Below are 21,799 nucleotides of genomic sequence, written 5' to 3' on the forward strand. Positions count from 1 at the left end.
TTGTATTTGTTCAAGAATTAACTGTTTGTTTATGTCATTCCCTATAGTACCGGGCCTTGTTGCATGGATCGAAAAACCTACTCGATGTCATTCCCACGCAACAGTGTCACGCGGGAATGACATCGAGTAAAAATGGTAAGGTATTATATATCATATCTTACTATCCGGTAATTTATTCTTTAATAAAAGAGGTAATTGCAGTAAAATAAAAACAAAAGTAATAGGTATTACGCCGAATACTTTGAATTTTACCCATGTTTCATCTGAGAAATTACGCCAAACTATTTCATTAACTACAGCCATAAAAAAGAAAAAAGCCGCTGTTCTATAGCTTAAAGTTATCCAGCTTTCTTCTTTAAGACGTACTATACTCTCTAAAGCATATTTGATAAAGGGATTTTTTCTTATACCGCTCATGAGAAATATTATTCCAAAAATAACATATAATATAGTAGGTTTGATTTTTATATACATTGAATCGCCGCTAATTAAAGTAATGCTTCCCGAAACTAATAAAACAATCGTAGAAATAATAGAAAGCTTGGATACTTTCTTATCTATAACATAACAAAGGGTAATACAAATAACAGAGGTAATAAGCATATAAAGAGTAGCGTTTTGTATACCGCCTCCATAAAAAAAGCCCGCAAAAAATGCTATTACTGGACCAATTTCTGATAAAAGTTTTAACATATTTAATTTAATTGTTCTTTTTGATCAAATTAATTTGATTCATTTTTTTGTACTGATATTAAGGTATTTTTTGAATATCTTAATTTTATTTGTATGAAAATATTTATCAGTAATATAATAGTAAAATAGGCAAGTACTTGTAGCCCGTTAGGTCTTGCAATATAACCGGTAACAATATGTAAGATTTTACCTATCATACTTCTATCTGCTACTAACCATGAACTATCCCAAAGTTGATCGGATAAAAACATAACTAGACCGGAAGAGGTTAAAATACCTGCAGCACTTGCTGCAAATCCACCTGCTATTAGCATTAATAATACGGTAGAGATTTTAAAAATATATTTTTGATTAGCAATCTTAATTAAACCGAAATATATTACTAAACCAAGTAAGAAGCCACTTGTAGCACCTATTATCACTCCTTGCAAGTAAATACTGCTTGGTATTGTTTCAACTGAAGATATGCTATATACTAAAATAATAATTTCTGCACCTTCTCGTAATATGGTAGTGGCAACTAAAAAAACCAACATGAAATAACTGGCATTACCTTCATGAATTTTTACCGATAAGTCGTTTATATGTTGCTTTACTTTTATACCGTAACCTTGCATCCATATTATTGTCCAGCTAATCAGAATTGTTATTAGTATCATAATTCCGGAATTGAATAACTCGTCGCCTATTCCGCCAAAAGATAAAGATAATTTACGTGTAAAAAATGCAAAAATTGAAGCAAATACTACTCCAAGCATTACTCCGGCAATAATATAAAGACGAGATTTTTCTATTTGTTTTGTTACGGCGAGTATTACACCAAGTAATAAAGATATTTCTAAACATTCACGAAACACTACTAAAGCAATTTTAAACATATTTTTTATCTAATCATTAACAATTATAAAACCCTGAGCCGTATCTTGATGAAAATCTCCAAAAAATTCATATTTTCCGGACTTGAGAGGTGCAAGTATAATATTTATTGACTCATTTGGCATAACTATTTTTTCACGATGTAAATCATGACTTTCAAATTCTTCTACCGTATTATCTTCATTATGAACAATTAACCTTATCTTAGTAGATTTTGGTACTTCAACTATATTCGGAACAAATTTATGATCTTTTATAGCTATCTTTACTTCTAATATATTATCATTTGTTTTATTATCGGAACTCTTATTTGTAGAGATATAAATGATTGTTGCTAGAAATATTAAACCTACTATTATAATGATATTTTTGTTTTTTTTAATAATTTCCATACTAAACTCCTAGCTTAATTAAAGTTTAAAGTAAGATTCTTATATACTCGTTTAATTTGAGTTTTAACAAAATTTATCCTGCAATTTTTATTAATGCTATAAGATATACAATTATTATCATTATGACAAGGATAGATAATAAAATATAATTTTTTTGTTTTTTGTTAGCCCTATTTTGAAACTCTACTTCTAGAGGTAATTTATGCGTCAATCCGGTACTCGCATCCTCACGTACTTCTTTGTACGCTGCGGTGCTGCGTTCTATGTTTCCTTTAAATTCCTCTCTATAAGCGAGTTTGAAAATAGGGCTAATATCCGATATTTTATTTTGTTTCATATTTATTTAAAATCGTTAATTTCAAGTAAAAGATATTCATTTATCGGTAATGATTCATGAGAAATAATTTTATTTATATTAGAACCTAAGGCTTTAAATGTTTTACCTTCAGCAATAACACTGCGTGTTCCAACCGTTACTTTACCTTGCAAGGCATAAGAAAAAATTAAAGGATATGTAATATCGCCGATTTTCATATCTATTCGTTGTCCTTTTTCTTTAGAATCATATAATATTTTACCGTTTGATAATCGAGTAATTTTAGCATTAAAGCTTACTTTTTCACCACATAATAAAGGAACACGATAAGCTATCTCATCATCATAAATTTTCACTTCATTATTTTTAACAAAATTTTGCGGTAATATGGATTTTAAAATTACATTAACTTTATAATTATAAGCATCATCGAAGATAATATTATTACTATTATTAACGGCGTATTTTGCCGGAATAATAGCTTCTCGTGCTTCTCCTACCATCATACCGATTATTACATTATCTAAGCCAAGCATTATAGGAGCAGAGCCTAAAGTAAAAGTCTTAGTATCTTCAGATATTAAAATATTGTTCATATCTGATATTTGATAAAATACGGTAACTACATGTCCGCAAGAAGCGGGACCGATATTACCGCTACCGAGCGTATTAATTTTGAACAGTGTTTTTACTAAATCCTTACGTACTTCAATAGTGTAATCATTAGGATTGATAGGTCCATTTAACGGTTGTAAAATATTTTCAAAGAATGCTTTCCCTTCTTCGGTTTTAAGAGCATTTATTACTATTTTTGAAACCGTACGTTCAAATAAATTACCGTTTAATGAAATAGGGGGTTCATTATTTATACTAGTTTGGTTTTCATTGGTAGATGAATTATTTAAAGCCGTTTGCTCTACAGTTGTAGGATTATTGTTGTCGGGAGATATTTTTAACTTTACTATATTGTAAAGTATTAGAATTACAATTATTAAAGATAAAAATTTTTGCATGTATACTCAGTTTAATTTGAAAAATTGGCTACGTTGTATTACTAAGTCTGCGGCTGCGGTGCTCACGTAGCTTATCTACGTTCCTCTCCTTGCCTTATATACTCCTTGCTCTTTTCCAAATTAAACTTCGTCTATCTACTCTGTCATTTATCAGGAGTATATGTTTTAGTACAACAAAGTTTACTATAACAATCAATTACTTAATAATCAAATGAGAATAAAAATAATTTGATTAATAAAAATAATTGATTTAAATTTAGATGCAGAATTTTATAAATATAGTGGTGAAAAGTGAAAAAATTTATATTTTGTTTTTTATGTTTATGGACATTAAACATATTTGCTGCTTCTAAAACTTACCCTAATAAGCTTAATCATTGTAAAGTTACTAGAAATATATTTAATGATTATGAACCAAAAGTTTTTGAGACTACTAATAATTTATTACGTAAAACAGGAAGATTATCAAAATTTTACGGTGAAAGGATATTAATTAAAGGAAAAATATTGGATCAAAATTGTGTGCCGGTTGCAGATGCTAAAGTTTATTTATGGCAAGCAGGAAGCGGAGGTAAATATCCTTACGAACCTTTAAAAACTAGAGTTGATAAAAGAAGATTTACAAGTAAAAGCGATTCAAGCTTTACCGGTTCCGGTACTGCTACTACTAATAATAAAGGAGAATATTACTTCATTAGTATGTTACCTTATAAATCTTCTCGTTATTTAAGAAGTGCAAATATAAGAATAGAGCATCTTAGCCTTACGACTCTCGAAACACGCTTAGATTTATCTGATAAAAATATGTGTGATAATGAATGCGGTGAAGTAAATCCGATATTAATCGAACCGCAGGAAAATATGCCGTCTTATTGTTTTGACTTAGTTTTGCAAGGTACGACGCTTAAGAGGTATTGATACAGTACGTCATTGCGAGGAAAATTACGAAGTAATTTGACGAAGCAATCTCAGGATATTTGACGAGATTGCCACGCAGTCTACGACTGCTCGCAATGACGTTTTGCCTCTTTCTGCGGTGCTTCTAAAGGCTTTTTTATACCACAACTACATAATGTAAGTGTTAATACGAATAAATAAAATGTCTTCATTACTATAAATTATTATATGACCTTAAGAAATTATAATAAATATCTTATATATATTATAGTATTTTTATTATCTATAACAATCTTTATTCCTAAAATTTATGCTAAGCATCAGGATAAATTAGAATTTTTAAGAGGTTCAAGCGTTCCTGATAATATAATTTTTTTTGATGAAGAAAAAAATCAATATTCTCTTGATCAGTTTGAAGGAAAGACTATATTGTTAGTGTTTTGGGCTACTTGGAGTGCTCCTTGTGTCAAAGAAATGCCTGACCTTGATATGTTGCAAAAAGATTTTAGGAAATTACCTTTTTCAGTAATTCCGATTTCAGAAGATTATCAAGACATAAAAGTTGTTAAAGAATATTTTAAAAGCTATCAAATAAGATATTTGCCGATTTATCATGATTATAGAAATGAATTATTTAAAGCCTTAGGGGTTGTTAGTTTACCGACTAGTATATTAATAGACCCAAACGGCAAAATAGTAACTAGCTTTGTCGGCAATACAAATTGGTATGACGAAAAAGTTAGAGATACTATTTTATCTGCCATTCCCGGAAATTATTCTGAACCTAAAAATAGTTATAACGAGCAATCTCTGAATAAACCGGCTAAGCCTTTGCCGCCGATAAAAAAGGATATAATTAAGGAAAGTACAGCACAAATTAAAAATGAGTAAAATTAATGAATGAAGTGAATAAATCAACTATGGCGAATGCAGAATTTGATCAGATAATAACCAAACGGCAGATAAGTAAATTAGATCAATTAGTTGCTTCGGTTTTTGGTGATTCTAAAGAGGTGATTGCCGTTTTACGCCTTAGCGGCGTTATCGGTAAAGTAAGTACTATGCAATCGGGACTTACGTTAGAATCATTAAATGAACTAATAGAAAAGGCTTTTAAAATAAAGAAATTAAAAGCGTTATGTTTAATTATTAATTCTCCAGGTGGATCTCCGGTACAATCTGAACTTATTGCAAAACGTATTCGTAACCTTGCTAAAGAAAATAAAATAAAAATTTATAGTTTTATTGAAGATATGGCGGCTTCAGGCGGATATTGGCTTGCTTGCAGTGGAGACCATATATATGCTTCTTATAGCTCAGTTATAGGTAGTGTCGGAGTAGTGTCAAGCGGATTCGGTTTTCATGAAGCGATTAATAAACTTGGAATAGAGAGAAGAGTTTATACGGAAGGAAAGAATAAAGCAATTTTGGATCCGTTTAAACCTATTAATAAAGATGACCTTAAAATTATTAAAGATTTGCAAAAGCAGGTTTACGAGCATTTTGTAGAATATGTAAAAACAAGAAGGGTAGGGAAGTTAACACAGCAAGACGAGATTTTATTTAACGGTGAATTTTGGGCAGGACAAACGGCTCTTGATTACGGTTTAATTGACGGCATAGGTGATATGTATAGCGTAATGAAAGAAAAATTCGGCGATAACATAAAGTTTCAATATCTGTGTGCTAAGCAGCCTTGGCTTAAAAAGAAACTCGGTATGTCAAGTAAAATATTGGCAGATAATTTTGCTAATTCTTTAATTGATGCAGTTGAAAATAAAATTATTAACGATAAATTTGATATGAAATAATATGACAATAACACAAGTTAAAATTAAAAAACTAGAAAATTTTTCCGACAGTCTGCCGGAATATGCTACAGAGCATAGTGCGGGGATGGATTTAATAGCCGCAAACGAGCAACCTATAACAATAAAAGCAGGAGAAATACAGCTAATTCCAACAGGCATCGCTATAGCACTACCGGATTCGTTTGAAGCACAGATAAGACCTCGTTCGGGTCTTGCCGTTAAACACGGTATTACGGTTGCTAATTCACCTGGTACTATTGATGCAGATTATCGAGGTGAAATAAAGGTCATTCTTATTAATCTCGGTAAAGAAGATTTCATTATAGAAAAAGGCATGCGAATTGCTCAAATGATAATCGCAAAGTACGAACGTATATTATGGGAAGAAAGTAGCACGCTTGAGGAAACAATGCGTGGTAGCGGCGGCTTTGGTTCTACGGGTGTTTGACAGTTGTCATCCCGTGGCTTGACCACGGAATGACAACTGCAACAAATCATAAAACTTATGAAAATAAAATTATTAATTGCTATATTTCTGTTATTAGCTTTAAAAGTAAATGCTAATTCTGATCCTGTAGATAATGTTAAGCAAGTTTTTACCTATATCGATCAAAAAAATTGGTCGCAAGCTGAAGATTTAGCTCTAGAAGTAAATAGTAAAGTTTTAACAAAAATTGTACTTTCTCAGAAATATTTAGATAATAAATATTCAGATAATAGTTTTGAGCAGGTAATAAGGTTTTTACGCAATAATCCGGGTTGGCCTCAAAATAAGCTGCTTGAAGAAAGAGCGGAAGAGTATCTAAGTAATAGTACGAATAAAAAAATAATTTTTGATTGGTTTAATAAACATCCGCCTCTTACCGGCAAAGGTTATAAATTTTATGCAATTGCTGCAAGTAGTTTAATCAAAGATCAGAAAATATTACTACCCATTATTAAGGAAGCTTGGGTATATGCCAATTTCACTCCTGAAGAAGAAAATGCATATTACAATAAGTGGCATAAATATTTAACTGCAAATGATCATTTAGAGCGAATAGAAGAGCATTTATGGAAAAATGATATTAGGTCTGCTGAGCAATCGTTAAAATATGTAGATCAAGGCTATCGTAATTCTTTTAAAGCACAAATTTCTATTATAGGTAAATCACCGAATGCCGAAAAGCTTTTTAGAAGCGTTCCTGAAAAATACTATACTTCCGGTTTATTATATCGTTATTTAGATTCTAAAAAAACACAAAAGCCGACAAAGGAAGTTATTATTTTGTTTAAGAAAGCTAAAAATAACCGTAAACATTTTGCTAAATGGTGTCGTATTCAATCCTATTATGCTCGTGAATTCATCGATTACAAAGATTTTGCTAATAGCTATAGAATGGCAACGCTTCCTTTTGCTACTTGTCCTGAAACTATAAGGGAGCAGGAGTGGTTTGCGGGCTGGCTTTCTTTAAGTTTTTTAAAAAAGCCTGATCAAGCATTAGTGCATTTTAATAAATTTATTAAAGTTGTTAAGACTCCGATTAGTTTGGCACGTGGATTTTATTGGCTCGGTCGTACTTATGAAGCAAAAGGCGATAAGCAAACGGCTAGAAGATTTTACGAGCAGGCAGCCAAATATTCTTTTACCTTTTATGGGCAGGTAGCAAATATTGAATTAAATAGGACAAAGTTAGTTTTACCTCCTGTTCCCGTAATAACTTCTGAAGAAAGGAAAACTATAGAAAATAAAGAGATTATTAAAGCAATAAGGTTATTGGTTAAATATAATAAAAACTACTTAGCCATGATATATTCCAAAGCAGTGATTAAAAACACTAAAAATCCTGCAGAAATTCAAATAATTGCGAATATTATTAAAGCAAATAATAATACTAATCATATGGTTGAGGTAGCAAAAATTGCCGCCCAAAATAATGCTTTTATTCCGGATTGTGCTTTTCCAACGCCTTATAATCTAGCAGGTTTGCCTATCCCACCTCATTTAACTTATGGAATAATTAGACAAGAATCGGTTTTTGATCATAAAGCAGTAAGTTATGCAAATGCTATGGGTCTCATGCAACTTATTAAAGGTACTGCTTGTGATACCGCAAGATCTATAAATGTTAAATGTAATGTAGCAGACTTAACTAAAAATCCGGTATATAATATTAAACTTGGTTCGCATCATTTCAAAAAATTATTAGATGATCATAAAGGTTCTTATATTCTATCCATTGCTTCTTACAATGCCGGAAGTCATAATGTAGTAAAATGGATAGATAGGTTTGGTGATCCAAGGGATATAAAAGATACAAGAAAAGTTATTGACTGGATAGAACTTATACCTTATCGAGAAACAAGAGATTACGTTCAAAGAGTACTTGAAAATGTTCAGATTTATCGGGTAATCTTAAATAAGAATAGTAGCTTGTACTTTAAGCGTGATTTACATGCTTGTGATATAGCAAAAAGTTAATTTCTATTAGTGTTTTATTTTGACATATAGTAATAAGTATGATATGGACACTAATTAAAAATATGAATTAAGGAGGAGATTATGAAAAAATTAGAGCAACACTTTAAGAAACAGCGTAATGATACCGATACTCAAGTAAAGAAATATAAAAAAGATCTTGATGTAATCGGCATTAGATATGACCGTAAATCTGCACATGTTGAAGTTCCAAATCATGCTACCGGCGGGTTTGAATATTTTAAATGGGATTGGATGACAAGCACTACGGGTAGTCAGTCATTCAGAAATAGTACAAATATTTAAGAAAATAGTAAGAACTTTAAAAGAAGCTAAACGTAACCCAGCCCAGTAGAAAACTTAATATCTAACTTGGATGCTAGTACTAAAAATGCACTTGATGTTAATATTAAGAAGCATAATATTACTGTACCGACGCAAGACACTAATAAGGTAGTATCAGAAATATTATCAGGAATGCAAACATGGCTAGATACAAAAAGTCATATCCCTCTAGAACTTAAGCAAAAATTCTTAGAGTTAGGTTCTAATAATTTAGAACTATTCATAAAAGCTGCTTATAACAAATTTAACAATAAGTGGATAGTTAAAGAATTTATTGATAATACTTTTGTACCACCTAGAGAGGAAAGTAACAAATATCTAGCTGATAGTGGTTGTGATTCAGCTGAGCAGCTATGGACTAAAATAGAAAACCTTAGAATAAGCGAAAATTCAACTGATGAATCTGAAGATGATGAAATATCAGAGGCTTCGGCGAATAAACTTGGAGAAAAAGTAAAGCTTAATAATGGTACTGAAATTGAAGTTAAGGCTATTCTAAAAGACCTATCTGATAAAGAGTTTGTGAATATGGCTTTAAAAAGAGTTGAACCTAATACTAGTGAACACTGTTACAAAAAGAAATAGCATTACAGCTTGTATATAATAATATACAGGAAGGTCGTGTCGATAAGTCAAGTACTGTTAAGGTAATTAATTCTTTTAGTAATGCACCAACCTTATTAAGTTGGTTTGTAGAATATAGCGACCTTAATATTGAAGAAATAAAAGCTAAAGAAGTAGAACTTACTGGCGGCGCTTCTTATTTAGACTGGTTTTTTAATGTTGTTCTCGTTTCTTATGTCATTCTCGTAAGGCATTGCCTGCGTGGATATCAAGTCGTCATTGCGAGTAGCCATTGTTGTGTGGATCGATAAAATCCACTGTGTCACCCCATGGCTTGACCACGGTATAACACTGAATATATAATTCCATGATTCTTAAAAATATATCTTTACTAATAATATTATTCTTTTCAATATCAGCTTTTTCTGCTGGTCATAGTCTAAAAAATATCCCTATTACTGTTGTTGCTTCGGCAACAGGAGCGGATAATAAAACCTTGTCGGATTTAAAAAATATTAATGGACTAAATTTACAAATTCCTTCTAAGTGTTTTGCTAAAGGTAAGTTATCCTTTCTTGCAAGTAGCGATGAAGTAAGGTTTAATTGCCTGCGGGATGCATTATTTGATAAGTCTGATAATGTAGTATGGAGTTTACGAGGCGGTTACGGCTCTGCTAGAATAATTCCCGATTTACTAAAGCTACCAAAACCAAATAAAGAGAAATTCTTTATAGGGTATAGCGATGTAACGGCTTTACATCTTTTTCTATCACAAGAATGGGGATGGAAAACTATTCACGGCAGTAATATAGCCGATCTCTTAAAGCCGGAAAAAGATCAAGGTAATTTTACCAAGCTTGCTGAAATATTAAAAGGTAAAGTAAAGCAGGTTACTATAGATAATTTAGTGCCTCTTAACGATATAGCAAAATCAAGTGATCTTGTTAACGGCAAACTAACAGGCGGTAACTTAACTATGGTGCAGACTAGTATCGGTACAAATTGGCAGATAAGAACTAAAGGCAAAATTCTTTTTTTAGAAGATGTGAATATAGTTGCTTTTAGATTAGATCGTGAGCTTTTACACTTAAAGCAAGCAGGGTTATTTGAGGATGTTAAGGCCATAATATTTGGTTCATTTGATAAAAATTCTGAAAGCACAATGTTAGTGCTTCATAATTTTGCAGATAGTTTAGATGTACCGGTATTTAAAACAAATAGATTCGGTCATGAAAAAATTAACGATCCGATTATTTATAATACAAGTAGTAAGATTATTAAAAATAAAGGATTTAAGTTAGTAATGGGGCTATAAACGTTATGCTATCCCGTGGCTAGGTTTATTGCATGGATACCACCTCGTCATTGCGAGCAGGCTGCGTGGCAATCTCATGAAATAATAACAAACTCCTGAGATTGCTTCGTCAATTGCTATGCAATTTCCTCGCAATGACGATTTTTACAGTTAACTCTACCTCATCAAATGCAAATAATCATTATACTTTGATAAATTCAAATCATAAGAAAAGAACTTATTTGTAATATAATGTTCAAGTAATTTTACTAATCCTGCTTTATGTCTATTTAAAGTCTCGATGCTTAAAGCTATTTCCGTTGTTTGCACATAAGGTTCGGTACTGGTTATTTTTACATAAGCAATAGTGATTTCTTTATTTATACAGCTAGATTCAGAGAGCTTTAGACAAGATGAATTGACGACTGAGCCTGCAGAGCGTACAAAAGTACGTGAGCAAAGGCGAATGTCAGAAAATTCGCTTGTATCAAGCTTTCTGAACGACGCTGTATTAAATCCGTTTTCTAGTAACATTAAACTTTCTATAATAAGTTGTGGAGAGAGTCCTAGTTCTATTTCTTTTTTAGTTGGGATAGTACCGGTTTTATAATCCAGTATAGTTATATTATTTGATTTACTTATTTCAATTCGGTCAGCTATACCGATTATTTTTATATCTTGACCTGCAATATTTAGCTGTAATTCCCCTTTAGTTTCAAAATAGATTTCTTTGCAGTTTTTTCGGCGTTCTATATCAAATAAAATAAAAGCTTTACTGAAAGCCGTGAGTTTTATTTGCCAAGTTTTTTTTGTGTAGCTTGGTAAAATAGTGCTATATAAAATATGATTACCGATATTTATTAAAGTATTTTGTTTATCAAGCAAATTTAAATTAATATATTGTTTGTCGTAATTTTTAGAATATTCCTCTAAAACTTTATGAATAAAATTACCGAAATCCGATACTTTAGGCTCTTCCCATATATTATCTTTTTTACGTAGTCCAAGAATTTTCTTAGCATAAAAACCGTATGGGTTTCTTATTAATGTTTCTATGTCGGTTACTGATAAGACGGCTGGAAAAAAGGTGCTGCTTGCTACTTTGTCATCCCGCGACTTGATCGTGGGATCCAGAAAAATATTGTTACTTCTATTAATCGTATGGATACCGTGGTCAAGCCACGGTATGACATGTTTAAGTCGCAGTTTCAAAAATAAATTACTCGGCACTAACAACTTCCCATCATATTTTTTAGCATTCAGTATAACTATTTGTTTATTTTGTAGAAATAAATTGAAGTAATCTGAATATAGAGTAGGGGCGATTTCATTGTAATCTATATTTAGTATCTGCAAGGCTTTCTTGCTAAGCCATGGGTGAGCTTTAGCGGTAGGTGTCCAGTTTTCATTATTAAAATGCGGTAATATAATTAAGTCGAATTCGCATAATGCTAAAGCTTCTGGTGAACCGATAATTATACTAGCAGAGTCGGTATTTTTGTAATATTTGATATTAGAAAGTAGAAAAGAGAAAATTTTAGGAAAATCCTTTTTATCCGTTAAATTTATATATTTACCGGATTCCCGCTTTTGCGGGAATGACGTAGAGAGATATGTGGTTAAATTTGTTAAAAATTCAAGTAGTTCTACTCCTCCTTCTTCCTCCCAAATAGTAGGTAAAAGTTTTTCAGCTATTCCTTTAGCCGCTATTAGAATACCTGGTATATTATGCGGGTTATTGGTAAATAAAATATCTATTAAGTTACGGCAATACTCCTTTGTATTCTCGTTATCAAATTGTAATTGCAATAAATATTTCGGCGAGGATATAAAACGGTTTTTATTAGAGAGCATTAACTCTAACTTTTTCACAGCGTCATTCACAAAGCTTGATACAGGCAAATTTTTTGAGTTAAGTCTGTGCTCACGTACTATTGTGCGCTGTGCAGACTTACTCTTAAATTCATCTTGTCTGAAGCTTTGTGAATTTAATTGTCCTATAGGACAATTAATTAAAGGATTTTTAAGTAATAAAAATAGAAGTTTTAAATCAAAATTATTACATAATATTTTAATAATGGAAGTTAGTAATTCGCTGATATTAGTAAGCCTTAAGTCATTACCTAGTAGATCTTCATATTTATCTAAAAAATTACAATATACTCTCTTAAGCTTATTATTATTTGTAATGATTGCAATCCGTTTATCTTTATTACGGCTACATATATAAGCTATTTGTTTAGCTTCTTCATAAATATTTGCGGGTTCTAAATAAGATATACCATTGCTAATCTGCTTGGAGGCGGGGTTATAGTAAATTATGTAATCCTTTAATTCTTCTTCAAATCTTTTTAAAAAAACATTAGGCTTGAATATTCCGGCGAGTATTATTTGCTTATTCCTATTCTTTATCCTTATTATTTCTTCTTGTAATAGCTTTAATTTATAAACTGCTTTAGTTTGTTTTTGAGTAAACGATATTTCTTCTTGCCATCTTAAAAAGCAATATTCTAGAAATTTATAAATCTTTTGCCAATAGTTAGAATTGTTATAGACTTCAATTAATTTTATATCGATATTATTTATTATAAGGTCATTAAACAATTTTCTTAGAATTTCTGCAGCTTTTAACGATTCATTTTTATTAAATGGTAAGTCTTTATATTCTGTAATTATTTTTGATATAATAAGAAGTTCTTCTATTTTAGATACATAATCCGAATCGGTTTTTTTTGAAATAAGAGAATTAAAAGGAATAATGATAGGTAATTTAATTTTATATTTATCGGTTAAAATCTTCTTTAATTCTAGGCATGAGAAATTATTAGGCAATATTATTTGAACTTCTGTACCTTTCCCTAATTTATCAATAATGTACTGAGCAAATATCTCTAAATAAGCCATAAATATTTGTTTTATGCTTAGTATAACACATTTGTAAAATGAAACAAATATTGTTAAAAATCATAATTCATGATAATAATTCTTGATTATTAATTTTTATTAACTATTCTATACAAAAATTATTAATCTAAATTAAGGAGTATGTAATATGTCTAATATAACATATATATTAGGGACAAGAGAGAAAAAGATCAACATTTAGTTTTAAATAAAGAAATCTTATCTAAGCTATCTAAAGGTAAAATTAAAGGTTTAGTAGCTAAAATTTTTAATAACGATTTATATTTGCTACCTAATGATTCTCATATTATTATTTTAAATGAGGAAGTATATGCACCAATTACTGAATTATTATATATTAGTTAGTGGAATTAGTTTATATAAGTACAAGTCTTTTATTAATTCTTTAATATCCTTAAAGGACATAAGTTCTACTCCACCTGTGTCTCACGGTGTTGCAATGTTAGAATCTACTAAAGAAAAAATATTACAAATTATTAAAAGTAGTAAGATATTATCTATTTTGGCACATAACCCATCGGAATTATTAAGTTATAAAGATGAAGATATAGTAACTGTAAAAGATTTAGCATTAAAAAGATTTTGCTTTTTAGTAGCAAATAATGAAAAGCTTGAAATATCTAAAGACTCAGAAGCAGAAGCTTTATTAAAGGTTATTAGTTTTAATAATAGCAATTATGATATTTACAATAATTTAAAAAAATACTTAGTAGAAGAATGTAAAACTTATGAAAATTTTAAGAAAATATTAGATACTTTTAGTGATAAAATAAGGGAAATAATTAAATTTGAGGATAAATTAGTATCTAAGTTTTTAGATTGGGGAAAAAATTTCGAAGATAATGTAGATCTATTAACTAATGAAATTGAAAAATTATTAAATCCAAATCTTGAAAATATATTACCTAAAAATGTGTTTTTAAGGTCCATTGATAATAAAAAAGAAGAAGAAGTTAATAAAAATGATAAGAAGTTACTAGAGAATAATTTGAAATTCTTTACTGCTTCAAGTACATTTCAAGTTCCTGAATATAATTGAAAATTCTATTGCGTATTATAAAAATAACCAAGATCTAGTACCGAATTTAGTATTATTAAAAACTGCAAATGATGAAGTAAAGCTTTCTAAAATAAAAGATATTTTAAATAATCATTATATAAAAGCTAAATCGACAGTGGGAGTTTGTTTGAATGTTATTTTAGATGGGCAGAAATATTTAAAAAGTTTAGAAATAGCAGATTTAGATATAACATTAGACAAACAAAATTTAGTAGATAAATTACCTCTATTAACAGATAAAATGAAAGAAAGCTTACATAGTTCTGAGGTAGAAAATGTTAAAAATATTACTTTATTATGTAAGGAGGTAAAAGACTTTTTAAATATTTCTCTTATTGCCTCTGTATTTGAAGAATATGATAACAACTATCAGACTCTTAAGTCTGATATTGATAAGGCTGAAAAAGTTTTAGGCGAGATAGGTATAGAATGGAGTTTTAGTTAAAGTAAAAAGCTAGGCGGTTATACTGTACTAGCTTTTACGAGTTCTTTAAATAATTCTAAATCTACTCCATTATCGTTAAGATATTCAGGATGCCATTGAACGCCGATAACAAATTTATGTTTAGTTGATTCAATGGCTTCAATTATACCGTCTTCTGCTTTTGCAGATACGATAAGATCGTTACCAAGTTGTTTAACAGCCTGGTGGTGAGTCGAATTAACCATAGTTTGTAGCTGATTATTAGCCATTTTAACAAGTTTAGTATTTGCTTCTATATTAATTGCATGCGAAACTATGTTTTTAGGCGAAGGTTGTGTATGATTAATTATAGTTTCAATATAATCAGGAATATGTTTAATAAGCGTACCCTTAAAAATAACGTTTAATAGCTGCATACCTCGGCATATTCCTAAAACCGGAATATCTTTCTCTAATGCTTTCTTTAAAACTAATATCTCAAAATTATCACGTTCTTCATTGGAAACTACTACATCTTCGGCGTATTCCGGCTCATAAAATTTAGGATGTATGTCCTCATCACCGCCTGGTACTACAACACCGTCAACAAGTTCCATAAGCTGATTTATTGTATCACTTTGATAAGGTAATAATAGCGGTATACCACCGGCTGCAATAATCGCATCGGTATAGTTTCTTCGCAAGGCGTACCATGGAAAAGCAGCGTAAGTATATTTTTCACAATTTTGAGCTAAATCAGGTGTAACACCTATTATCGGTTTTTTATGCATTTTATTATCGTTTTACTATTTTTCTTTCAGCTATGTCATTCCTCATAGTACCGGACAGTTCATAAAGGTCCCGTCATTGCGAGCCAGCATTTATGCTGGCGTGGCAATCTCAGGAGTTTTTTTTATATTATCTTATGAGATTGCCGCGTTGTTGCTAACGCAACTCCTCGCAATGACGACTTGGTATCCACGCAGCAAAGCCACTATTACCCCTCAATATGTGGTGGTGTTTCAAAAGTATGGAACGGTGGTGGTGAGGTAAGTGTCCACTCTAATGTGTCTGCTCCTTCTCCCCAAGGATTGTTTGGACAATTTTTGCCGTACTTTAAAGTATAGAAAACGATAAATACAAAATAAAGAGCAGCAAACATAGAGATACCTGCTCCTATCGACGAAACCATATTCCAGCCGGCGAAAGCCTCAGGGTAGTCTGGTATTCTTCTTGGCATGCCCGCAAGACCTAAGAAATGCTGTGGGAAGAAAGTTAAATTAACGCCTATAAAGGTAATCCAAAAATGGATTTTGCCTAAAATTTCCGGGTATTGTTTACCGGATATTTTGCCGAACCAATAATAAAAGCCTGCAAATGCTGTAAATAAAGCACCGAGCGACATTGTATAATGGAAATGTGCAACAACATAATATGTATCGTGCAGAACTCTATCAAGTGCCGAATTTGATAGGATTATGCCGGTTACGCCGCCGATCGTGAATAATATAATAAACCCTATAGAGAACAGCATAGGAGTTGGGAAGGTAATTGAGCCACCCCACATAGTTGCTATCCAGCTAAATATTTTAATACCCGTTGGAACTGCTATAATCATTGTTCCGGCAGTGAAATATATAAGTGCATTATAAGAAAGCCCAACAGTAAACATATGGTGAGCCCATACAATAAATCCGACGAAACCGATTATTACCATAGCTCCGACCATACCTTGATAGCCAAATATAGGTTTGCGTGAAAAAGTTGAAATAACCTGACTTACTATACCAAAGCCCGGAAGTATTACGATATATACTTCAGGATGACCGAAAAACCAAAATAAATGCTGAAATAATACAGGATCACCGCCGCCGTCCGGTTTAAAGAAATTAGTTCCAAAGTTACGATCGGTAAGTAGCATAGTGATAGCTCCGCCAAGTACCGGCATAGCTAGAATTATTAAAAATGCAGTTACTAATATAGACCAAACGAATAACGGCATTTTGAAAAGCCCCATCCCTGGAGCTCTCATATTAAAGATAGTAACAATTAAATTAATTGATCCGAGGATTGACGATAGACCGGTTAAATGTAAACTGAAAATAGCCATATCGACTGCTGCTCCCGGGTGACCGCTCAAATTACTTAAAGGAGGGTAGAGCGTCCAGCCCGTTCCGGGACCGTCGTCAACAAATGCCGAACCCATAAGCAGGATGAAAGCAGGAACTAGTAGCCAAAAACTGATATTGTTAAGGCGTGGAAATGCCATATCGGGAGCTCCTATTAGCAAAGGTACGAAATAGTTACCAAAGCCACCGAACAAAGCCGGCATAATCATAAAGAATACCATAATAACCGCATGTGCCGTGATAAGCACGTTATATAGCTGGAAATCATGATTTAAGAAAGTGCCGCCGGGCATTGCAAGCTCTAACCTAAAAAGCAGTGAGAACAAACCGCCGACAACTCCGGCAAAAACGGCAAATATGATATACATAATGCCGATATCTTTGTGATTAGTAGAAAAAAGCCACCGCCTCCAACCGTGTGGGGTATGGTGGTCATCGTGGTTTAGGTCTTCTGTATTTGTAAGTAAGTGCATAGCAATTGTAATTTTTATTTAAATTAATTTCTTAAAATTTACGTTGATTTTTGAAAACTAGAAACATTAAGTTTAATTTTTTGTCTCTTAAGGTTATTTACATATAATTTTAGCATTTTCTCAAGCTTTATTTGATTCTTTGGTTTATTTTTAGTCATTATATACTCTATAATTGACGAAGTCTTTAAGTGAACAGAATAGTATTTTTTCAAAGGTGGAATTATTTGTATGCGTAATTTTGGTATCATAGTTACAATGTTCCCTAATAAAGATCCGTGCATCCATCCATAAATCAGAACCTATAGAAGAATGTTTTAAATATTTTGTGATAAAAGGTAATATAGCTTTAAGTTCTATTTTTTGAAATCTTGCTATTATATAAGTAAGCCCAACAAAAGCAACACTGTTTATTTCTGTACTTTCATTTTTCTTAAGAAAGTATAAGCAAATTTCTAAAGCTTCTTGGTAATTTAAAGAATTTTGACAAAAGCCTAAAATAAACTCTATTTTTTCTTTCTCATTTTTTAAAGAATTTATTAATGTTTTATCTATAAATATTTTTAATTTTTTATGGCTTAAAAATTTCAAATTATTTTTAAAATATTCTAAATAAACTTTTCTTTCTAATCTTGGTATACAAATAACAATGCTAAATAATGTTAAATTAGTTGCATTTAAAATTTTTTCACTGGTGCTTTTCAAATTTTCAAACAATAAAGGCAATATTAAATCTTCTTTAATATTATAAAATCTTTCAACCAAACGACCTATAGCTTCAACTGCTTCAACTTGTATTAATTCTTCCGGATTTCTTAAATTTTGTGTTAGAATGTCTAGTGCATCGTCATAATCCTTATAATGCCCTACATATATAAGATAATAAAAAGTTTTTTCCCATTCAGGTAGATCAATTACATCCGGTTGATTTCTATATTCTTCCTCACTCATTATCATATAATTAATTAGCAACCAATTTCTGATTCCCGTTATTCTCGGCAACCTTATTTTTATTTGCAACCCAATTGTCAAAATCCTCTTTGCTTACTACTTCTATAGCAATCGGCATGAAGCCGTGATTGATACCGCATAGTTCGGAGCATTGCCCGTAATATACACCTTTCTTGGCAGCTCTTGTCCACGTTTCATTAATTCTTCCAGGCACTGCATCTATTTTAAACCCAAGCGACGGAACGGCAAAACTATGTATTACGTCACCTGCGGTAATGAGAAACCTTACGGTAGCATTTTCAGGGATAACAATTCGATTATCAACATCTAATAATCTTTTTTGGTCAGGTTTTAAATTCTCATCAGAGATCATTACGCTATCAAATTCTAAATTATCATGATCAGGATATATATAATGCCAATACCATTGATAACCTACTACTTTAATAGTTAAATCCGTTTCGGGTATTTTTTCGGCATGACGCAATATTCTAAAAGACGGCATTGCAATAATAACTAAAATTATTATAGGTATTACAGTCCAAATTATTTCTATTAAAACATTATGTGAAAATTTTGCCGGTACGGGATTATTTTTTGCATTAAATCTAATGCATACAAAGCCAAGTAATCCGGCAACGAATAAAACAATAGCTGTTGAGATATAAAGCAGAAAATTATGAAAATGATGTAATTCCTCCATAATCGGACTTGCCGGCGGCTGGAACGTTATTTGCCAAGGTAACGGCTCGGAAGCAAAGCAGCTACTACTAACAATCAAAAAACAAATTAAAGTAATAGACATCTTCCCAAACTTCGTTTCTAGAGGTAATTTATAAGTCGATCCGGTACTCGAATCCTCACGTACGCTTGTGTACGTTGCGGTTCGAGGTGAAGTGTCTTCTTTAAATTCCTCTCTAAATCCTCGTTTGGAAAGATGTCTAATAATATTTTTCATAGCACATATAAAGTTATTTATATATTAATATAAATGTATATACAGTTTTATTAAAGTAAAAATCGATAAATTTTTATAAAAACTACATATTTTTAATAATATTTGAGCTAGAAAGTGTGCCTATATTAGGATGTTGCAGTAAGTCAATAACTTCTATTACTTTCGCATTTATATTTATTTTTGCTTGAATTTGCTTATTTATTAACTGAGGATCGTGCTTTGTTACAGCGATTACAGAAGGACAAATATTTTGCACTAACCGAGCGTAATCATTAAAATCTTTTAGTTTAGGTAATATTTAGGTAATATAAGTACTTTATCAACAAATGTGAAAGAACTTAAAATTTTTGCTCGTTGTAATTGATTATGGATAGGTTGACGTTTTTTATATTTAATAATTGTTTCATCCAAAGCAACGATTAAGTATTTACCGTGTTTTTTAGCTTTGCGTAGAAATTTTATATGACCGTAATGTAATAAATCAAAACAACCGCCTACTAGAACTATTTCGCTATTTATAGGACAGTTTTTATTTAAAGAAATATTCTCATAATATTCTATTTTGGGTAATTTGACAGCATTATGGTTAGATGAGCAGGACATAAGATTTATAAAAATAGGAAAAGTCTAGGCATAATCTTCATCTATATAAGTTAACGAAAATTAACTTATATATATTTAGTTTTAAGCAATAAAAAACTAATAAAACAGAAATAAAAAAAATTACAATTTTCTATTGTAATTTGTTCGTATATAGTTCATATTATTATTAGTAATGAAAAATTGATTCAAATAATCTTCAGAGCAATTTTAATGAATGATACTGCACTATTTTATGATTTTAATGGCATATTACCATCATCTTTTATTAGTGCACGTCTCAGGAAAATCCTCACCTCTGCCTCCTTATTATTATTTATAGCATTAGTTATTTTTGTCTCTTTTGCTGTTAATAATTATGTTAACGACACTTTATCCATAACTTTAGTACAACCTGATAGTAGTGAAGAAGAAACAATTTCCTTTAAAGAAGTAGTAGTGAAAAAAGGCGATACTATAAAGTCAATTTTGATAGAACAAAATATCCCTAAAAATGAAATAGAAAAAATTGTAAGTTTAGTAAAAGAAGGTAAATTATCTTCTGCTCTTAAAATAGGGCAGCAAATTACTTTTGAATATGAAACAAAAATTACCGAAAACGAAGATGAAGATTTAACCTCAGAGGTAACATTCTTAAATAAAATCGTTATAATTATCGATAAGCTAAAAACTATTGAAGTAATTAGAGAAGGTGATAATTTTAAAGTTGAAGAAATTGTAGTACCTTTAAGTAAAAAAGTTGCCAAATCGTCGGTAAGTATTGAATCAAATTTTATGTCAGCCCTTAAAAAACTGGGCTTATCGAATAATAGTATAATAGAGCTGATTAATGCTTATGCTTATCAAATCGATTTTCAGCGTCAAATAAAAAGCGGTGATACCGCAACCGTAATAACGGAAAAATACGTAACGGAAGACGGTAAATTTTCCCACCACGGTAAAATTCTATATGTTTCATTAAATCTTTCAGGGAAAGAATATAATATATATCGTTATTCCCATGACAATAACGCAAATAATCATGCATTTTTTTCCGAAGACGGTAAAAGCGTAAAAAGAAGCTTACTTAAAACTCCGCTAAAAGTTATAAAAGTTTCTTCACATTACGGTAATAGAAAGCACCCGATATTCGGTTATACTAAAATGCATAAGGGAGTTGACTTTGCAGCTCCAACCGGTACGCCTATATATTCCGCAGGAAACGGAGTTATAACGGAAATAGGTTGGAAGTCGGGTTATGGAAAATTTATTCAGGTAAAACATAGCGGTACGCTATCTACTGCTTATGCTCATGCTTCAAATTTTGCAAAAAATTTAAAAGTGGGAAGTATCGTAAAACAAGGACAAATCATCGCATATGTCGGAAGTACCGGCAGAGCTACAGGTCCACATTTACATTATGAAGTTAAAATTGACGGCAAACATGTTAATCCTATGTCAGTTAAAACAACACCGGGTATAGAATTAAACGGAAAAAATTTAGAGAAATTTAAACAATTTAAAAAAGAAATAAAAACTTTAAATGTTAAGCTTGATAAGGAATTGCAAGTAGAGAAAGCAGCCACAGTTTCATTGTAGGATAGTCGTCATTGCGAGCAGCCGTAGGCTGCGTGGCAATCTCATGAAATAATAACAAACTCCTGA

The 21,799-nt window shown here is 31.1% G+C and carries 19 protein-coding genes and 2 pseudogenes; 10 read left to right on the forward strand and 11 right to left on the reverse strand.

The features are described 5' to 3' along the window. Positions 1-150 precede the first annotated feature (150 nt). From MB29_RS07070 to MB29_RS07090, 5 genes are all read right to left on the reverse strand, one after another. Positions 151-693, reverse strand: a complete 543-nt coding sequence (locus tag MB29_RS07070) for a septation protein A (RefSeq protein ID WP_032139632.1) — start codon at positions 691-693, stop codon at positions 151-153. 29 nt (positions 694-722) lie between these two features. Next, entirely contained in the window at positions 723-1,571 is an 849-nt protein-coding gene (locus MB29_RS07075) for an FTR1 family protein (RefSeq protein WP_032139633.1), read from the reverse strand. A gap of 9 nt (positions 1,572-1,580) precedes the next feature. Further along, positions 1,581-1,961, reverse strand: coding sequence for a cupredoxin domain-containing protein (locus MB29_RS07080; protein WP_032139634.1), 381 nt, complete (start codon positions 1,959-1,961; stop codon positions 1,581-1,583). Positions 1,962-2,034: 73 nt separating this feature from the next. Further along, the gene (locus MB29_RS07085; protein ID WP_032139635.1) at positions 2,035-2,298 is read right to left on the reverse strand and encodes a palindromic element RPE1 domain-containing protein; all 264 of its coding nucleotides are present in this window, start codon (positions 2,296-2,298) and stop codon (positions 2,035-2,037) included. Between the two features lie 2 nt (positions 2,299-2,300). Continuing rightward, positions 2,301-3,290 carry an FKBP-type peptidyl-prolyl cis-trans isomerase gene (locus tag MB29_RS07090; protein ID WP_032139636.1) on the reverse strand — a complete coding sequence of 330 codons (990 nt, stop codon included), beginning with the start codon at positions 3,288-3,290 and terminating at the stop codon, positions 2,301-2,303. A 291-nt stretch (positions 3,291-3,581) separates the two neighbouring features. On the opposite strand from MB29_RS07090, the gene MB29_RS07095 reads away from it, so the two are divergent. The 7 genes and pseudogenes from MB29_RS07095 to MB29_RS07125 all read left to right on the forward strand — a co-directional run bounded on the left by MB29_RS07095 (position 3,582) and on the right by MB29_RS07125 (position 10,680). Continuing rightward, entirely contained in the window at positions 3,582-4,208 is a 627-nt protein-coding gene (locus tag MB29_RS07095) for a dioxygenase family protein (RefSeq protein ID WP_032139637.1), read from the forward strand. A gap of 207 nt (positions 4,209-4,415) precedes the next feature. After that, positions 4,416-5,078, forward strand: a complete 663-nt coding sequence (locus MB29_RS07100) for a TlpA disulfide reductase family protein (protein WP_023508243.1) — start codon at positions 4,416-4,418, stop codon at positions 5,076-5,078. 5 nt (positions 5,079-5,083) lie between these two features. After that, on the forward strand, positions 5,084-5,998 hold the full coding sequence (locus tag MB29_RS07105) for a S49 family peptidase (RefSeq protein WP_032139638.1): 915 nt from the start codon (positions 5,084-5,086) through the stop codon (positions 5,996-5,998). A 1-nt stretch (position 5,999) separates the two neighbouring features. Next, on the forward strand, positions 6,000-6,446 hold the full coding sequence (dut, locus tag MB29_RS07110; RefSeq protein ID WP_032139639.1) for a dUTP diphosphatase: 447 nt from the start codon (positions 6,000-6,002) through the stop codon (positions 6,444-6,446). A gap of 57 nt (positions 6,447-6,503) precedes the next feature. Then, on the forward strand, positions 6,504-8,459 hold the full coding sequence (locus MB29_RS07115; protein ID WP_032139640.1) for a lytic transglycosylase domain-containing protein: 1,956 nt from the start codon (positions 6,504-6,506) through the stop codon (positions 8,457-8,459). Positions 8,460-8,540: 81 nt separating this feature from the next. Continuing rightward, positions 8,541-9,571: pseudogene (locus MB29_RS08860) on the forward strand (hypothetical protein); the annotation flags it as partial. Positions 9,572-9,732: 161 nt separating this feature from the next. After that, positions 9,733-10,680 carry an LD-carboxypeptidase gene (locus tag MB29_RS07125; protein WP_032139641.1) on the forward strand — a complete coding sequence of 316 codons (948 nt, stop codon included), beginning with the start codon at positions 9,733-9,735 and terminating at the stop codon, positions 10,678-10,680. A 156-nt stretch (positions 10,681-10,836) separates the two neighbouring features. On the opposite strand, the gene MB29_RS14520 is transcribed toward MB29_RS07125, so the two are convergent. After that, positions 10,837-13,563, reverse strand: coding sequence for a PD-(D/E)XK nuclease family protein (locus MB29_RS14520; protein ID WP_032139642.1), 2,727 nt, complete (start codon positions 13,561-13,563; stop codon positions 10,837-10,839). 331 nt (positions 13,564-13,894) lie between these two features. On the opposite strand from MB29_RS14520, the gene MB29_RS09235 reads away from it, so the two are divergent. Both MB29_RS09235 and MB29_RS09240 read left to right on the forward strand, forming a co-directional pair. Then, positions 13,895-14,623, forward strand: coding sequence for a hypothetical protein (locus tag MB29_RS09235; protein ID WP_051965337.1), 729 nt, complete (start codon positions 13,895-13,897; stop codon positions 14,621-14,623). Between the two features lie 148 nt (positions 14,624-14,771). Next, positions 14,772-15,089 carry a hypothetical protein gene (locus MB29_RS09240; protein WP_051965338.1) on the forward strand — a complete coding sequence of 106 codons (318 nt, stop codon included), beginning with the start codon at positions 14,772-14,774 and terminating at the stop codon, positions 15,087-15,089. A 17-nt stretch (positions 15,090-15,106) separates the two neighbouring features. Here the strand turns inward: MB29_RS09240 and MB29_RS07140 are convergent, their stop codons facing one another. The 5 genes and pseudogenes from MB29_RS07140 to MB29_RS14385 all read right to left on the reverse strand — a co-directional run bounded on the left by MB29_RS07140 (position 15,107) and on the right by MB29_RS14385 (position 20,158). Further along, the gene (locus MB29_RS07140; protein ID WP_032139643.1) at positions 15,107-15,838 is read right to left on the reverse strand and encodes a gamma-glutamyl-gamma-aminobutyrate hydrolase family protein; all 732 of its coding nucleotides are present in this window, start codon (positions 15,836-15,838) and stop codon (positions 15,107-15,109) included. 206 nt (positions 15,839-16,044) lie between these two features. Then, a complete protein-coding gene (gene ctaD / locus MB29_RS07145; protein ID WP_032139644.1) occupies positions 16,045-17,649 on the reverse strand; it encodes a cytochrome c oxidase subunit I in 1,605 nt (534 codons plus the stop codon). Positions 17,650-17,799: 150 nt separating this feature from the next. After that, positions 17,800-18,618 carry a hypothetical protein gene (locus MB29_RS09245; RefSeq protein WP_233419018.1) on the reverse strand — a complete coding sequence of 273 codons (819 nt, stop codon included), beginning with the start codon at positions 18,616-18,618 and terminating at the stop codon, positions 17,800-17,802. Beyond that, positions 18,608-19,555: a cytochrome c oxidase subunit II gene (coxB, locus tag MB29_RS07155; protein WP_032139645.1), complete on the reverse strand. Its 948-nt coding sequence runs from the start codon at positions 19,553-19,555 to the stop codon at positions 18,608-18,610. The genes MB29_RS09245 and coxB overlap by 11 nt, the downstream gene beginning before the upstream one ends. 82 nt (positions 19,556-19,637) lie before the next feature. Further along, a pseudogene (locus tag MB29_RS14385) lies at positions 19,638-20,158 on the reverse strand (adenylyltransferase/cytidyltransferase family protein). A 210-nt stretch (positions 20,159-20,368) separates the two neighbouring features. Between MB29_RS14385 and MB29_RS07165 the strand changes: the two are divergent. Then, entirely contained in the window at positions 20,369-21,733 is a 1,365-nt protein-coding gene (locus MB29_RS07165) for a M23 family metallopeptidase (RefSeq protein WP_032139646.1), read from the forward strand. Positions 21,734-21,799: the final 66 nt, after the last annotated feature.

The organism is Rickettsia tamurae, from assembly GCF_000751075.1.
Taxonomy (GTDB): Bacteria; Pseudomonadota; Alphaproteobacteria; order Rickettsiales; family Rickettsiaceae; genus Rickettsia; species Rickettsia tamurae.

Bases quoted from the DNA above. Each gene is read 5' to 3' on its own strand.
- MB29_RS07070 (WP_032139632.1), bottom strand. From the start codon at position 693: ATGTTAAAACTTTTATCAGAAATTGGTCCAGTAATAGCATTTTTTGCG.
- MB29_RS07075 (WP_032139633.1), bottom strand. From the start codon at position 1,571: ATGTTTAAAATTGCTTTAGTAGTGTTTCGTGAATGTTTAGAAATATCT.
- MB29_RS07080 (WP_032139634.1), bottom strand. From the start codon at position 1,961: ATGGAAATTATTAAAAAAAACAAAAATATCATTATAATAGTAGGTTTA.
- MB29_RS07085 (WP_032139635.1), bottom strand. From the start codon at position 2,298: ATGAAACAAAATAAAATATCGGATATTAGCCCTATTTTCAAACTCGCT.
- MB29_RS07090 (WP_032139636.1), bottom strand. From the start codon at position 3,290: ATGCAAAAATTTTTATCTTTAATAATTGTAATTCTAATACTTTACAAT.
- MB29_RS07100 (WP_023508243.1), top strand. From the start codon at position 4,416: ATGACCTTAAGAAATTATAATAAATATCTTATATATATTATAGTATTT.
- MB29_RS07105 (WP_032139638.1), top strand. From the start codon at position 5,084: ATGAATGAAGTGAATAAATCAACTATGGCGAATGCAGAATTTGATCAG.
- dut (WP_032139639.1), top strand. From the start codon at position 6,000: ATGACAATAACACAAGTTAAAATTAAAAAACTAGAAAATTTTTCCGAC.
- MB29_RS07115 (WP_032139640.1), top strand. From the start codon at position 6,504: ATGAAAATAAAATTATTAATTGCTATATTTCTGTTATTAGCTTTAAAA.
- MB29_RS07125 (WP_032139641.1), top strand. From the start codon at position 9,733: ATGATTCTTAAAAATATATCTTTACTAATAATATTATTCTTTTCAATA.
- MB29_RS14520 (WP_032139642.1), bottom strand. From the start codon at position 13,563: ATGGCTTATTTAGAGATATTTGCTCAGTACATTATTGATAAATTAGGG.
- MB29_RS09235 (WP_051965337.1), top strand. From the start codon at position 13,895: ATGCACCAATTACTGAATTATTATATATTAGTTAGTGGAATTAGTTTA.
- MB29_RS07140 (WP_032139643.1), bottom strand. From the start codon at position 15,838: ATGCATAAAAAACCGATAATAGGTGTTACACCTGATTTAGCTCAAAAT.
- ctaD (WP_032139644.1), bottom strand. From the start codon at position 17,649: ATGCACTTACTTACAAATACAGAAGACCTAAACCACGATGACCACCAT.
- coxB (WP_032139645.1), bottom strand. From the start codon at position 19,555: ATGAAAAATATTATTAGACATCTTTCCAAACGAGGATTTAGAGAGGAA.
- MB29_RS07165 (WP_032139646.1), top strand. From the start codon at position 20,369: ATGAATGATACTGCACTATTTTATGATTTTAATGGCATATTACCATCA.